Below are 14289 nucleotides of genomic sequence, written 5' to 3'. Positions count from 1 at the left end.
TCTTAGAGGAAAGATGCCGCGCAACTGCCCCGCTATTCATCGAAACACCGTCGATAGACTTCAGGGGCAAGGGCCAACAACGGCATCGACGGTCAGGACCTCCGCAGTAAACTGTCCCCTGACCACCAGACAGTCGCCGTTGTTCCACGCCTGGGAAATGCTGGCGACGTCGGCAGGGTCTCCGTCGACCTCGGGAAGAGCGTCACCGGACCAGATGAGCGCGTGAGGACCCGCCGCGCCGCCGGCAGGAGCGATGCCGCGCCAAGGACACGGCGCCTTGACGCAGAAGATATTGGTGCGACCGACCAGGAAGACAGTTTCCTCCGTGGCACCATCGGCGATCGCCGGTGCGACAGAAGCAATGACGGCCAGCGACGCGAGAACGAAAGCACGCATGGTTCTCTCCTCAGCGGTTTTCGAGACCATTGGCTTCGCGCTGGGCCGGGATTTCGGCGCGATTGGCTTCGACATCGGCCATCAGCCTTTCGAGACCGTCGCGAACATCCTTGAGGACGGCGGCATGTTGGGTCTTGGAGGTCAGGCCGTTGGCATTGGCCTCGTCCCAATCGAGCGCCCACTGCATGGCCGCAAGCCATTCGTCGACATTGCCGGCAATGTATTCGTTGACGGGTCGACCGACCTGCTCCGTCAGGGCACTGAAAAGCACGTTCTCGTCGCGCGCAGCGTCACCACCGGCTTCAATGAGAAAGCGGTAGCGCAACTGGCCCGCATACATCCAGTTGGCCGCCTCCTGCCCCCTGCCCTCGGCCAGAAGGCGCGCCGAGAGGATGTAGAGCGCCGCAGGATGGAGCGAGCTCGCCTGTTCCCGGATTTCGCTATTGCTCATGGCCTCGAGGTTCGGCTTGTCCATTGCAGGCGTTCCGGAGGCCATGGCGGTCACGATCAAAAGGGACATCATCAATCTTTTCACGGCGGTGATCCTTTCCGTTTGATCCATATGACGCCGCAGGCAGGTGGAAGCTTGGCCCACGAGACCAAATCTGCCGAGAAAAAGTTCTCCAATCGCACCAAGGTCATGCATTCGCAGGACGTCACAAAGCAAACGACACAGAAGAGGATTGCCCATGCGCCGCAGCGTTATCTCCATCGCCCTGATGCTGACCGCATCCGCCCCGGCCCTGGCCGCCAATGTCGATGCGTTGCGTGAGGGCCTCGATCACCTGCCCGAAAGCGTCTTCGTGCAGGAGAAAGGCGACGTGGCCTATTTCGCGGATGTTGACGTGATGTCGGCACAGGGTGAAAGCGGACCCGCCAATTCCTTCGTCCGGCTGTTTGCGGCAGCCGATTTCACGCCGCTGCAGAGCCTGGCATCCTCCGAGCAATCCGAGTGGGAAACGAAGGCGGGCACGACACGGGACAAGGTGCGCTATTTCACCAGCTTCGGCGTTCCACCCAATACGCACACATTCTGGGGACTGGTCGACGAAGCGTCGGCGACCGAACTGGTCAGCACGCTGGAGACCATCGGCTTCGAAAGTGCCGGCATGCCTGGCGTGGTCGGCAATGGCGAGCCGATGCAGTTCAACCCGCAGGACAGGGACCCGGCCAATCCATGGCGCACCCGGGTCGGCGCGGCGCAGTTCGCTGCGGCAACGGGCACCAATGTGGTGCAGGCGCAGACGCCGCAGGCAGCAATGACGGCGGCGAGCGATCAGCCGCGCCTCGGACAGAACCCGATCATCGCGACGGCGCTGGCCGGGCTGGAGCAGTCGGCTGGGGAGGCCCATGTGGTGCAGGCGGTGGTGATCTCGCCGCTATTCGGGCTTGCGGGCCTCGATCCGGCCGCGGTGCTGTCGCCGACCGCCGATATCGCGGAAACCCGGGCGAAGATCGAGGCGCAGATGGAAGCGCTCGGCAAGGGCATTCCGGCCTATATGGGCGGCATCGTCGCCGATATCCAGACAGACAAGATGGGGGCCGCCATCGCCCTCGCCTACCCCGATTGCACGGTCGCGCAGGCTGCAGCGGATGCCATTGCCGGCCGCTGGAGCGACATGGCGCCCGACACGGCCCAGGGCGAAATCGAGACCGGCACGGCCGAGGGCGTCGATGGCCTCTGCGCCGCGGTGGTGACGGTGCTGATCGACGAAAGCGAGACGGTCCAGAACCCGGCGTATGCGGCGGTGCTGAACGCCCATATGCGACGCGAGGCGAGTGTGCTGCAGATCGGCAGCGAGTGAGGCCCGGATGTCCGCGGGAACGGATGGCCTGAGAGGGGTGGTGCTGGCGGTGATGGTCACCGCCGGCCTTCCCATGACCGTCACGGCTGACGAGGTCGAGGAACTGAGCCAGCGCATCGGGCAGACCGTGGGTGCGTTCGAAGCGGCAGCGCTTTACCTCGATGCCTGCGCCGAACGCGACCCGGAGGGCGTGCAGGCGCGACGCGACCTCGTCGCGGCCTGGCGGCACGACAACGACTTCGGCGATTACTCCCGGGTGATGACGGGCATTGGTGCGCGCATTCCCGAACTGGAGGCACAGATCGGGCCGCAGCGGTCGGCGCTTGCCACAGAGATCGCGAGAGAACTCGATGCCGCGCCGCAGACCTGCGGGAAGTTTGCGGAGGTGCTGGCGGCGGACCAGTTCGACGTGAAATCGAGCGTGAGGCGGCTCATGTCGCTGACGCGGGCGCTCGACATCGCCGTGCCTGACGTGCCTGATATCGTGCCGGCGACACGGACGGTGGAGGAGACGCAGATCCTGCCGCTGGCGGCGCTTTCGGCGCGGATCGAGGCCAAGATGGCCGAGATCGGCAGCAAGGCGGGGGCGCGGGAGCTGCGCGGTTTGCGGGCGGCGCGCGAGGCGCATGCCGAGGACTGGCTCGAAGCCGATGGCGTGCAGGTGCTTTATGGCCGCGTCACCGGCGAGGACGAACTGCGCGAATGGCGCGAGGACATGCAATCGAGCTTTGCCGTGCGCTGCAGCTCCTTCAGCGAGGCGGCGCACGAGGCCCGCATGGAAAGCGCGATCGGCCGAGACATGGTGGTTGTCGGGACGTCGCGCAGCGTCAGCGACGGCATGGAGGGCGGTGTCGTCCGGCTCGATCGCTGCAGCCTCTTTACGGTCGCGGAAACCGCGCGGCCGATGGTGGAGGAAGAGGACAGCGCCGGTCTCATGATCCGGCCGCTCGAGTTTGACGAGGCCTTTGCCGGTCCCAATGCCGGGATCGCCCTCGATGACGTGGATCGCGTGATCTACGACGCCCGGTTCGACAATCGGCTCGATGGCTTCGGCAATGGCTATGTGGACCGGCAGGAGGACATCTACGTGTTGCTCGACGATGGCAGCGCGTACCTGCACGAGTGGAGCTTTCCGTTCACCGACCTCGACGTCGCGCTGTCGCGGCAGCGTGAGCCGGGACGCTGGTTCACCTGGCAGGCGGACGGCGACAGCGTGCGCCTGACCATGAGCGGCGGCTGGCAGGCGGGTACGGAAACGCTGGTCGAAGGGGCGCAGCGCCTCGTGCCGTTTACCCACGCGACGCTGGACGGAGCCTATGACTATCTCCAGATCGGGATGGGCGGGTCGCGACAGGACAGGCGGTATGCGTTTTCGCGTGATGGCGCCCTCACCTACAGCCGCAGCGGCTTTGTCGCGGGCAATGTGGGGACGAGCTACATCATCGTGAGCGGCTCCGAGGATCCCGCGACGGAAGCGCGCTACCGGATCGAGGACTTCGCGCTCATCATCGACGTGGACGGAACCAGCGAGCGACGGTTTTTCGCGCTTCCGGCGTCAGCGGACGATACCCAGCCAGACACGGTGCTGATCGAGGGCACCGCGTACTGGCTGGACGACTGATCGCGATCAGTCGAGCGCCGGCAGAGCGGCCGATGTCAGGGCCTCGAGCCGAGCTGCCTTGAAGTCCGCGAGGCCACGCAGAAACGGTTCGGCGGCGGCGTTGCCATAGCTGCGGTCGCTGACCGCGAAGAGGAGCACCCCTTCCTCGCCATCGAACTCGGCCTCGGCATAGCGATACCCGTTCCATTCGATGATGTATTCACCGGCCTCATCCTTGGCGGAGCGGAGAAAATCCAGCAGCACTTCGCCCGTATCGGGATTGCTGAACATGGCCATGTTGGCGATGGGGTCCGTCGCCTTGCGCTGGTCGATTGCGGCCGCCTGCCCGGCCACCACATCGGCGATCGGCGCATCGGTGGCGACGAACTCGACCATCACCATGCTGTTGTAGGTTTCGAGCGTGTCGCCCGCGGGGATGTATTCCTGCTTGATGTAGCCCGGTTGGGGGTTGGACGACCACGCAAGCACGTATTGCGTGTCGCCGAGTGAAATCGGCCCGGCCACGCCTAGGAAGTCGGTCGGCTCCTGGGCGGTGGCGGCGGTGGATAAGACCGCCAGAATGGCGGCGGCGGCGACTGAATGGCGGAACATGGCTGCACCTTTCGACAGGGATCATCTGGTCTTGTCCATCAGACGTGCGAACGCAGCCGAACCTTGGTCCCAAGGCAATTTTGACAAACCAAGGTGCGGCGCTCCCGGGTCGTCATATGGTCGAGCCTGATGGAGACCGTGATGCGCATACATTTCGTCCTTGCTGCCAGCCTCGTGCTGGTGAGCCTGCCGAGCACCGCCCAGGAGGGCGAGTGGAAGACCTCTGCAATCGAGAAGGCCATCTCCCATCATCAGGCAAACCGCCCGGAGGTGTGCGTTCCGGCGGAGGCCTCGCAATTGGAGCCAGCCAGTTTTGAGCTCCAGATCGGTGAGGACACGGCAGCGCGGCAAGCGCTGATCGTGGAATTCCCATGCCAGATCGGCGCCTACAATCAGACGTCGGTCTATCTCCTCTCGGATCAGCATGGGACGGTCTCGGAGATCCTCTTTCCTTCTCCGCAGGTTGACATCAGCTACCAGGGAGAAGGCGAAGGCGCGCCCGTCGACGACATCACCATCATCGACACTCCTGATTTGCGCGAGGTCGTGAACCCGCAATACGACCCATCAAGCCGCACAATGACCGAGCGCAACAAAATGCGGGGGCTCGACGATGCCTATGCGGAGACGCGGTGGGGATTCAAGAATGGCAAGTTCGAGATCACCTACTTCGCCGTGGACGCCACCTTCGACCGCGAGGACAACCCCGTTGTGCTGATCGAGCGCGAGATCTGGTAAAGTGAAGAAGCGCGCAGGCCGGACTTCTGCATCCGGCCTGCTGGTCCTGCATCAAACTCCGCCGCGCAATCCGACGGTGAAATGCATGTAGTCGAGGTAGCGCTCGCCCGTTGGCTCGTCGCTGGCAGCGACCACTTGCTGGCGGCCATCGTCGAGAGCCTCATGCTGCTCGGGGGTGAGAAGGTCGGAGCCGATCCGGGCCAGCGCGTCGTAACGCATGGCGCGGTAAGTTTCGGTGGCGCCCAGCTGCTCGAGGGCAGCATCCATGACGGCGTCGGCCTCGTCACCGCCGCACGCATCCGCGATCCGACCACGTTCCGCGTCCAGCGCAGCGACGAGCGTCCGGTCTGCGCTGCCGCCAAGGAAGGTGTCGAGATCGTCTTCCGCGACATCCAGCTCCGCCTCGCACGTGCCTGTGCCTGCGAGATGATCGCGTGGCTGACCCGGAACGGTTATGGCGTCGATCAAGGGCGAAATGGCGTCCCAATCGACCTCGGCTGCGCTGGTGGCGCAGGTGAGCAGGGCGTAACCCTGGGTGGTGGGAATAGCCGCGACCGCAAACGCGCCGCCCAGATCGTGACGGCCGAAGAAGATGTGGGACGAGGAGCCGCGATGGGTGAAATGCTCGCCGCTTTCCACCGTGCCCGGAACCGCCGTTTCCTCAGCCATGCGTTCGTAGAACCCGGTTCCGTCAGCGAGGCTATTCACCCATTGCTGATCGCCCTGCCCGAAGTTTGGATCGTAGTTGAAGGTGAGGTCGCAGAGATGATCGGCACCATCGAGCGGCGGTAAGTCCGGATCGTCGGCACTCACCTTGATCAGAACGTGGCCCTCGGGCATCTGCCCTAACAGTTGGGCGTCGAAACCTTCGGGCGTTTCAAGGGTGAGACCGAAATCGGCATCGACGAGCACACGCTCCGAACCAGCTTCAATATCCTGAGCCAGCGCTGCGCCGGTGGTCGATGCGGCCAGTGCCAGGGTCACCAAAAGTTTCATCGCAAATCTCCATTGTCTGGAGATTGGACGAACCAGACGCGGCAGACCTTGGTGTGACGATCGCCTGCCCTATTCCGGTTTCCAGGTCGGTGGCGCTTCGCGCTTGAGCGGCCCCATGAGCGTGATGTCGTCGCCGCGGCGCATGGAAATGTTCATGCGGAACGAATTGCCGATCCGCTCGGAGCGTTCGATGAAAAGTGCCGCTATATCAGGCGGGCAAAGTTCCTCGACGGTTTCACGGAACAAGCGCAGCCAGCGCATGAAATGCGCATCGCCAAGATTGGGGATTGCCATGTGCTTGGGCATCGGGCGGCCCGCATAGCGCCCGGAGCCGAGCAGCATGGAGCTCCAGAAATCGGAAATCTTGTCGAGATGGCCCGGCCACTCGGCGTCGGGAATAACGGAATTGAAGATGGGGCCGACAACATCGTCGCGCCTTGCACGGGTATAGAATTCGTCGACAACGGCACGGATCATGGTCTCGTCGAGACCCTCGGGCGTTTCCCAGCCGATACGATGCAGCTGCGTGCCGACAGGGGGACGATCAGACGGCGGCATCGGTCTGGGCCTTGATGACATAGGAGCAGCGGCGGCCGCCCGAGACGATATGTTCGGTGCGCTCGACGGTGACACCGGTGCCCAATACCGAACGGAAAACTTCCAGTTCGGCGCGACAGAAGCCCTGGCAGGCCGTTGCAGCGGCACAAATCGGACAGTGATTTTCGACTAGCAGGAAGGAGCCGTCCGCCTCCTTGCTCCAGGCGGCCATGTAGCCCTCCTGGCTGCGCATGGCTGCTAGGGTCGCAACACGCCCCTCGAGATCCGCGGCCGGGACCATGACCGCCTCATAGCTGTTGCGTGTATCGGCTTCGCGCACCGCGATGATGGCATCGAGCGCGTCATCGCCGAGCCGCGTGCGGACAATGTCGAGCAGCTGGACGGTGAGTGCGGCATGGGTATCGGGAAAACGCGCCTGTGCGGCTGGGGTGAGCGTCCAGAGCTGCGTCGGCCGACCCACGCCTGCCGAGGCGCTGCGCGCCTCCACCAGGCCCTCATCTGCAAGCCGAAGGAGCTGCTGCCGTGCAGCTTCGCTCGTCGTACCGAGCATGGCACCCAATGCAGTCGCCGAGAGCGCGCCATGCATCTTGAGCGCCATAAGGACACGCTCTGCCGGGTTGCGCGGAGACCACGCGGTGTTTTCCAAGCCTGAGCTTGACATATCACTGGAAAGGGTTTTCAAAGCCATTGCTTGGAAATTAACCCGGCCTGCAAAAACATGCAAGCCGAAGTGAACGGAGCTTCGACATGACCTTTACGCTTCCCGCCCTTCCCTATTCCCCGGCGGCCCTCGGCGAGCGCGGCATGAGCCAGGAAACGCTCGAGCTGCACCATGGCAAACATCACCAGGCCTACGTGACGGCGCTCAACGGTTTCGTCGAGAAGAACCCTGACCTGCAGGGCAAGTCGCTGGAAGAGATCGTCGCTTTCGCAAACGGCAAGGCCGACATGGCTCCGGTTTTCAACAATGCCGGTCAGCACTGGAATCACATCCATTTCTGGAATGCGCTGTCTCCCACTGGCGGCAAGCTGCCGGGCAAGCTGGAAGCCAAGATCGTCGAAGACTTCGGCTCGGTCGATGCCTTCAAGGAGAGCTTCAAGACCGCCGCCACGACCCAGTTCGGATCGGGCTGGGCCTGGCTGGTGCTTGGCCAGGACGGCAAGCTCAAGACCACCAAGACTCCGAACGGCTCCAACCCACTGGCGACCGGTGAGGGCAAGGTGCTGCTCGGTCTCGACGTGTGGGAGCACTCCTACTACGTGGACTTCCGCAATCGTCGTCCAGACTATGTCAGCAATTTCCTCGACAAGCTCGCGAACTACGAATTCGCGGAAGCCAACCTGGGCTGACCGGTCCGCGCAATCCCATATCGTCACCGCCGGGGTTGACCTGGCGGTGACAATGGCGGGAACCCGGCCGTTCCCCCAGCCTTCTTTCCGGGGCAGCCTCCCCTTGAAGGCCGAGGCCGCATTGCACTCATAGTGACTTTCCGCGATGACTATCCTCATGCCCGATTTCGAACTTCCCGACACCATGGCCCTGCGGCCGCTGCGCCGACCGACGGTGAGCGACGGGGAATTTCGCACGGCGATGTCCGGACTGGCGTCTGGCGTGACGGTGGTGACGGCACGGCGCGGCGACGAGCGTGTCGGGCGGACCGCCACATCGGTGATGTCGCTTTCGGCGCAGCCGCCAGCGCTGCTCGTTTCCATCGATATCGTCAGCCGGCTGGCCGACCTGATCGCCAAGACGGGCGGCTTCTCGCTGGCCATGCTGAGCACGGAGCAGACCGATGTCGCCGATGCGTTTGCCGGACAGGTTCCGGCGGAACAGCGGTTCGCAATCGGCGACTGGGGCGCATGGCCGTCAGGCCAACCGCAGCTGCGTGGAACCGTCACTTCGCTCGACTGCGAGGTGATTGGCGCGATGGAAACGGGAACACATGTGCTGTTCGCGGGCGCAATCGTGGAAGCGGAAAGCGACCCGGGCCGCGCGCCGCTGATCTGGCAGCGTCATGGATATCGTGAGCTTGCAGGGATCGACTGATCGCGTGTGACGTGACAGTCTTGCCGGTGACACGCCTGCGTCGGCAACGCGCGCGGGGTTCAAGCGTTGTCCCGGGCGACGGGAGAGACACATGCCGCGCTATTATTTCCACTATCGAACCGAGAGTGCGCTGATCCGCGACGAGGCGGGGAGCGAGCACGCGAGCCTGGAAGACGCCGAGCACATGGCGGCGGAAATGGGGCGCGCAATCATCGAAAAGATCGCCGGCGAAGGCGGGGAAATGGACGAGCCGCGTTCGATCGAGATTACCGATGCCAGCGGCGAAGACCTGCTCTACGTGGTGTTCTGGGCAGGGCCGCAGATCGACGACGGGTCGGCAACGCCGATAGTTCCGGCAACGGTGCACTGAGTCAGATTTGGCGCGTAAGCCATTGCAGAAACGGACAAAAGGCAGCTCTCGGGCTGCCTTTTTTTGTTTCACCATAGATGGCAGATCAGAAGTGGAAACCGACCATGACGGTCAGGGCAAAGCCCAATGCGGCGACGAGAGCGGCGTAGGACACGTAATGCGACAGCTTGGGCATCGGGCACCTGCGGTTGAACCGGGGCAAACACTACCAGCTTGATAGACTTTAACAAGATACTAACCCTGCCGATGCAGGCGAAAGCGGGAAACGCTTTGCCCAAATGTGACCGTTTTGTGAAACGGCTTGGCGCGCGATCGGAGGAATGGCCCGGCTGGCCTGAGCCAAACGGCCATGCAGACACTGTCATCTCCATTGCCTAAGGTGGGCGCGCGAGTCACCGGGGAGCACGGCATGTCGAATGCAATCGAAGCGCACATCCTAGCGCAGGCGAATTCGAGCGCGATCGACGATTCCAGTCTCAGGCTGATGCTGACACGGGCCATTGCGGCTATCGATCCCGATGACCTGGCGCGGCAGGACCCCACGACCCTGATCGGCGCGTTGACCACCACGCATGCCCGCCTCATCGCAGCGCCGGTGGAAACGACACGGGTGCTCGCCACGCGCCCGGCAACGCCGGGAGAGCCGCTGGTCATCGACATCATCGGGCCGGACATGCCCTTTATCGTCGACAGCGCCCTCGCCGCCCTGCGCGCGGCCGGCGGGGTGATCAGGCTTTTTGCCCATCCGGTGCTGCACGTTTCTCGCGGGCAGGTGGTCAGCGAAGGCGGCGCGGCCGTCAGCATGCTCCATATCCAGTCGGACCCGGTGGCCGACGTGGATGGCCTTGTCGCCGAACTCGAGGCGACCCTGCGCGACGTGGCGCGGGCCGTTGCCGACTGGCAGCCGATGCTGGAGCGGGTGAGAAAAGCGGTGTCCGGATTGGGCGTGCTGCGCCCGGCGCAGCGCGACGAAGCCGCCCACTTCGTGGAATGGCTGACAGAGCACAATTTCACCTTCCTGGGCATGCGCGAATATCGGCTCGCGGGGCACGCGCTGGAACCGGTCGCAGGCAGCGGGCTGGGAATCATGCGGAACGACGACCTGCGTGTCCTTCGGAGCGGCCCGGACTTCGTGGAAAGCACGCGGCAGCTGGTCGACTTCGTCGAAGGGCCCGATCCGGTGCTGGTAACAAAGGCGAACCTGCGCTCGCGAGTGCATCGTCGCGCGCACATGGACTATGTCGGCATCAAGCTGTTCGATGCAGCCGGCGAGGCCTGTGGCGAGTTGCGCGTGGTCGGCCTTTATACCGCCCAGGCGCTGGCAACGCCGCATACCGACGTACCGCTGATCCGGCGCAAGATCGCCGAAGTGATGCGGCAGTCCGGGGTCGATCCGCTGGGACATGCGGGGCGCACGCTGCTTGGGGCACTCGACAGCTATCCGCGCGACGAGCTGTTCCAAGTGGATACCGAGCAGCTGGCCGAATTTGCCGAGGCGATCGCCGGGCTCTACGATCGACCCCGGGTGCGGGTGCTGCCACGCATCGACCGGTTCGACAATTTCGTTTCCATCCTCGTCTATGTGCCGCGCGACCGCTATGACGGTGCGGTGCGCGCGCGTATCACGCGCTATCTCGCCGAGGCCTATGATGGCCGGGTTTCGGCCTTTTACCCGCATTTCCCGGAGGGAGAGCTCGTAAGGCTGCACGTGATCATCGGGCGCAATGGCGGACCGACGCCGCAGCCCGAGCGGAGAGAGCTGGAGGCCGGCGTCGAAACGCTGACGCATGATTTCTCGGACATGCTGCTGGCGGCATCGGATGAACCCGGGGCGGTCAGCGACTGGAAGCAGGCCTTCTCGGGCGCCTATCAGAGCCGCAACGGCACGGAGGACGCGCTGCGCGACATTGCCGTGTTCCAGGGACTGGGCGACGACGGGATCGCCATCCGGCTGGCACGGAGAAGCGGCACGGATGGGGCCCTGGGCCTCAAGTTCTACCACGAGGGAACGGCCATTCCGCTGAGCGACCGCGTGCCGATGCTGGAGCATTTCGGCTTCCGGGTGATCGACGAGCGCACGTATACGATCGTGCCACGCGACGGGGTGGAGCGTTATCTCCACGACATGGTGCTCGAGCTTGCGGACGACCGCGCGAGCGATCCACTGGCGCGCGCGCCGGCGATCGAGGCAGGGCTGCTGGCCGTCTGGGCCGGGGAAGCGGAGAGCGACCAGCTGAATTCACTGGTCACCCTGGCCGGGGTCGACTGGCGCGAGGCGGCGCTGCTGCGGGCACTCTCGCGCTATCTGCGGCAGGTGGGAACGTCCTATTCGCAGCGCTATATCGCGCAGGTGATGGTGACGCAGAGCGGCGCCGCGCGGGCGCTGACCGAACTTTTTGCGGCGCTGCACGCTCCCGGTCTCGAGAACCGCGAGGCGGCGGCTGAGGCTGCCCGGGCCGCCATTGCGTCGGAGCTCGAAACCATCTCCTCGCTCGACGAGGACACGATCGTCCGGCGGTTTCAGAACCTCATCGAAGCGTCGCTGCGCACAAATGCCTGGCAGCGTGACGCGGACGGACAGCGACGGCCGGCGCTGGCGATCAAGTTCGACAGTTCCAAGATCGAGGGCATGGTCGCGCCCCGCCCCTATCGCGAGATCTCGGTCTATTCGCCACGCGTCGAGGGCGTGCATCTGCGGTTCGGCGCCATCGCTCGCGGCGGCATCCGCTGGTCGGACCGGCCGGAAGATTTCCGTACCGAAGTGCTGGGACTGGTCAAGGCGCAGCAAGTCAAGAATGCCGTCATCGTGCCGGTCGGGGCCAAGGGCGGGTTCGTTCCCAAACGCCTGACCACAGGCATGGCCCGCGAGGCGTTCATGGCGGAAGGCACCGAAAGCTATCGCATCTTCATCGGTGCTCTGCTTGATGTGACCGACAACCTGGTCGAGGGCCAGGTAGTGCCGCCAGTCGATGTCGTGCGCCGCGATGGCGACGATCCCTATCTCGTTGTCGCTGCGGACAAGGGTACCGCGAGTTTCTCGGACATCGCCAACTCCATTGCCACGGCGCGCAACTTCTGGCTGGGCGATGCCTTCGCCTCAGGTGGGTCGGCGGGTTACGACCACAAGAAAATGGGCATTACGGCGCGCGGCGGCTGGGAGGCTGTCAAACGGCACTTCCGCGAACTCAACCGCGACATCCAGCGCGAGCCCTTCACCGTCGTGGGTGTCGGCGACATGAGCGGCGACGTGTTCGGCAACGGCATGCTGCTGTCGAAGGCAATCCGGCTCGTTGCGGCCTTCGACCATCGCGACATCTTCATCGATCCCGAACCGGACGCAGCCTCCAGTTTTGTCGAGCGGCAGCGGCTGTTTGCGCTGCCGCGGTCGAGCTGGCAGGACTATGACAAGGCGCTGATCTCGCGTGGCGGCGGGGTGTTCTCGCGCGCGCTCAAGTCCATCCCACTCAGCCCGGAGATGAAGGCGCTGCTGGGACTCGACGGGGACGCAGCCACGCCAAACGCCGTGATGCGGGCGATCCTGGGAGCGCAGGTAGACCTGCTCTGGTTCGGCGGCATCGGCACCTATATCAAGGCCGCCGACGAGGACGATGCACGGGTCGGCGACAGGGCCAATGACGCGATCCGATTGACCGCCGATCAGGTCAGGGCCCGCGTGGTCGGGGAAGGCGCGAACCTGGGCGTGACCCAGCGTGGTCGCATCGCCTACGCACTGGGCGGCGGCCGCATCAACACCGACGCTATCGACAATTCGGCAGGCGTCAATTCGTCGGACCTCGAGGTCAACATCAAAATCGCGCTGGCATCGGTCGTGGCATCAGGTCAACTCGACATGGAGCGACGAAACACCTTCCTCGCCTCGATGACCGACGAGGTGGCGGCCCTCTGCCTGCGGAACAACTACCTGCAGACGCTGGCGCTGTCGCTCGCCGAGCGCGCAGGCCTTGCCGACCTTCCCGATCATCGTGTGCTGATCGAGAGCCTCGAAGAGCGCGGCCTGCTCAACCGGGACGTCGAGTTTCTCCCCAGCGATGCGCAACTCGATGCGCGCAGCGCCGAGGGCACGGCGCTGACCCGTCCGGAACTGGCCGTGATCCTTGCCTATGCCAAGCTGACGCTGTTCGACGACCTCATGGATGGCACCGCAATCGACGAGCCATACCTGGCAGGTGAGCTGTTCCGCTATTTCCCCGAAACACTGCACCAGACGTATGGCGATGCGGTCCAGCACCACCGGCTGAAACGCGAGGTCATCGCGACGGTCCTCGCCAATGCGATGATCAATCGCGGCGGGCCGGCGTTTGTCTCGGAGCTGACGGCTGCGACCTCCGCCAGCGCGGGCGAAGTGGCCCTCGCCTATGCGGCAGTGCGCGACACCTATGGCCTGACCGCACTCAATACGGCCATCGACGCGCTGGACGGGTCGGTGCCTGGTGCGGTGCAACTGGCGCTCTATGCGCAGGTAGAGACGCTGTTGCGTCAGGAAACCCTGTGGTTCCTGCGCAATGGATCGGTCGCCGAGGGGCTTGCGGGCCTTGTCGAGCGTCATCGCGCAGGCGTAGTCGAACTGGCGGCTGCACAAGGGCTGCTTCCCGATGCGCAGCGCGTCGCGCTCGACGGACGGGTCAGCGGACTGGTGGCTCACGGCGTGCCCGAGGACCTGGCGCGGCGGATCGGCGAACTGCCGTTCATCAGCCATGCCAGCGATATCGTGCTGGTAGCCGAGCGAAGCGGTGTCGACGTTCCCGCTGCAGCGCGCGCCTTTTTCGGCGTTGCCGGATTGTTCGGACTGTTCCGCATCATCGAGGATGGACGCGCTATCGTGCTGGCCGACCGATTCGACCGCATGGCGCTGGACCGGGCGCTGGCAAACGTGATGCGCGCCTTGCGCGACCTCACCGGCGACGTGATCAAGGCAGGCAGCATCGACCTGTTCGTGGATCAGAAGCCGGTGGCCGTGGCGAGAACCGTCGCGTCGGTCAAGGACCTGACAGAAGGCGCGATAACGGTGTCCCGTCTCAGCGTGGCCGCCGGCCTTCTGGCGGATCTGGCGCGGGAGTAGCCGCTCTTCCGGCCCACGGCATGGTACCGCTCGCCACTTGTGGGAGAGGGTGGATCGGGCGCAGGCCGAGACGAGAGAGGGGTACGT

13 protein-coding genes are annotated in these 14289 nt (G+C 64.4%); 7 read left to right on the top strand and 6 right to left on the bottom strand.

Annotated features, from left to right (window positions below; translation table 11 throughout):
- Positions 1 to 60 precede the first annotated feature (60 nt).
- Both CCK88_RS02735 and CCK88_RS02730 read right to left on the bottom strand, forming a co-directional pair.
- Positions 61 to 396: a hypothetical protein gene (locus tag CCK88_RS02735; protein ID WP_086469005.1), complete on the bottom strand. Its 336-nt coding sequence runs from the start codon at positions 394 to 396 to the stop codon at positions 61 to 63.
- A 10-nt stretch (positions 397 to 406) separates the two neighbouring features.
- On the bottom strand, positions 407 to 916 hold the full coding sequence (locus CCK88_RS02730; protein WP_140048864.1) for a hypothetical protein: 510 nt from the start codon (positions 914 to 916) through the stop codon (positions 407 to 409).
- Between the two features lie 169 nt (positions 917 to 1085).
- Between CCK88_RS02730 and CCK88_RS02725 the strand changes: the two genes are divergently transcribed.
- Together CCK88_RS02725 and CCK88_RS02720 are read left to right on the top strand one after the other, a co-directional pair.
- Positions 1086 to 2201 carry a hypothetical protein gene (locus CCK88_RS02725; RefSeq protein ID WP_086469003.1) on the top strand — a complete coding sequence of 372 codons (1116 nt, stop codon included), beginning with the start codon at positions 1086 to 1088 and terminating at the stop codon, positions 2199 to 2201.
- Positions 2202 to 2208: 7 nt separating this feature from the next.
- Positions 2209 to 3822, top strand: a complete 1614-nt coding sequence (locus CCK88_RS02720; RefSeq protein WP_086469002.1) for a hypothetical protein — start codon at positions 2209 to 2211, stop codon at positions 3820 to 3822.
- Between the two features lie 6 nt (positions 3823 to 3828).
- On the opposite strand, the gene CCK88_RS02715 is transcribed toward CCK88_RS02720, so the two are convergent.
- The gene (locus tag CCK88_RS02715) at positions 3829 to 4413 is read right to left on the bottom strand and encodes a hypothetical protein (protein ID WP_086469001.1); all 585 of its coding nucleotides are present in this window, start codon (positions 4411 to 4413) and stop codon (positions 3829 to 3831) included.
- 141 nt (positions 4414 to 4554) lie between these two features.
- Here CCK88_RS02715 and CCK88_RS02710 point away from each other — a divergent pair, with 141 nt between their 5' ends.
- The gene (locus CCK88_RS02710) at positions 4555 to 5151 is read left to right on the top strand and encodes a DUF1176 domain-containing protein (protein ID WP_170926329.1); all 597 of its coding nucleotides are present in this window, start codon (positions 4555 to 4557) and stop codon (positions 5149 to 5151) included.
- 51 nt (positions 5152 to 5202) lie between these two features.
- On the opposite strand, the gene CCK88_RS02705 is transcribed toward CCK88_RS02710, so the two are convergent.
- From CCK88_RS02705 to CCK88_RS02695, 3 genes are all read right to left on the bottom strand, one after another.
- Positions 5203 to 6147, bottom strand: coding sequence for a hypothetical protein (locus CCK88_RS02705; RefSeq protein ID WP_086468999.1), 945 nt, complete (start codon positions 6145 to 6147; stop codon positions 5203 to 5205).
- Positions 6148 to 6216: 69 nt separating this feature from the next.
- Entirely contained in the window at positions 6217 to 6705 is a 489-nt protein-coding gene (locus CCK88_RS02700; protein WP_086468998.1) for a group III truncated hemoglobin, read from the bottom strand.
- Positions 6692 to 7303, bottom strand: a complete 612-nt coding sequence (locus CCK88_RS02695) for a helix-turn-helix transcriptional regulator (RefSeq protein ID WP_244557418.1) — start codon at positions 7301 to 7303, stop codon at positions 6692 to 6694. The genes CCK88_RS02700 and CCK88_RS02695 overlap by 14 nt, the downstream gene beginning before the upstream one ends.
- A gap of 149 nt (positions 7304 to 7452) precedes the next feature.
- On the opposite strand from CCK88_RS02695, the gene CCK88_RS02690 reads away from it, so the two are divergent.
- The 4 genes from CCK88_RS02690 to CCK88_RS02675 all read left to right on the top strand — a co-directional run bounded on the left by CCK88_RS02690 (position 7453) and on the right by CCK88_RS02675 (position 14202).
- On the top strand, positions 7453 to 8055 hold the full coding sequence (locus CCK88_RS02690) for a superoxide dismutase (protein WP_086468996.1): 603 nt from the start codon (positions 7453 to 7455) through the stop codon (positions 8053 to 8055).
- Positions 8056 to 8212: 157 nt separating this feature from the next.
- Positions 8213 to 8752, top strand: coding sequence for a flavin reductase family protein (locus CCK88_RS02685; protein ID WP_244557417.1), 540 nt, complete (start codon positions 8213 to 8215; stop codon positions 8750 to 8752).
- A 91-nt stretch (positions 8753 to 8843) separates the two neighbouring features.
- Complete coding sequence (locus CCK88_RS02680; protein ID WP_086468995.1) at positions 8844 to 9122, top strand: DUF6894 family protein; 279 nt, start codon at positions 8844 to 8846, stop codon at positions 9120 to 9122.
- 409 nt (positions 9123 to 9531) lie between these two features.
- Positions 9532 to 14202 (top strand): NAD-glutamate dehydrogenase, encoded by a 4671-nt coding sequence (locus CCK88_RS02675; protein WP_086468994.1) that lies wholly within the window; start codon positions 9532 to 9534, stop codon positions 14200 to 14202.
- The last annotated feature ends 87 nt before the right edge of the window (positions 14203 to 14289 follow it).

It is taken from the genome of Devosia lucknowensis (genome assembly GCF_900177655.1).
GTDB lineage: Bacteria > Pseudomonadota > Alphaproteobacteria > Rhizobiales > Devosiaceae > Devosia > Devosia lucknowensis.
This window is presented reverse-complemented; position numbering and strand designations above follow the sequence as displayed.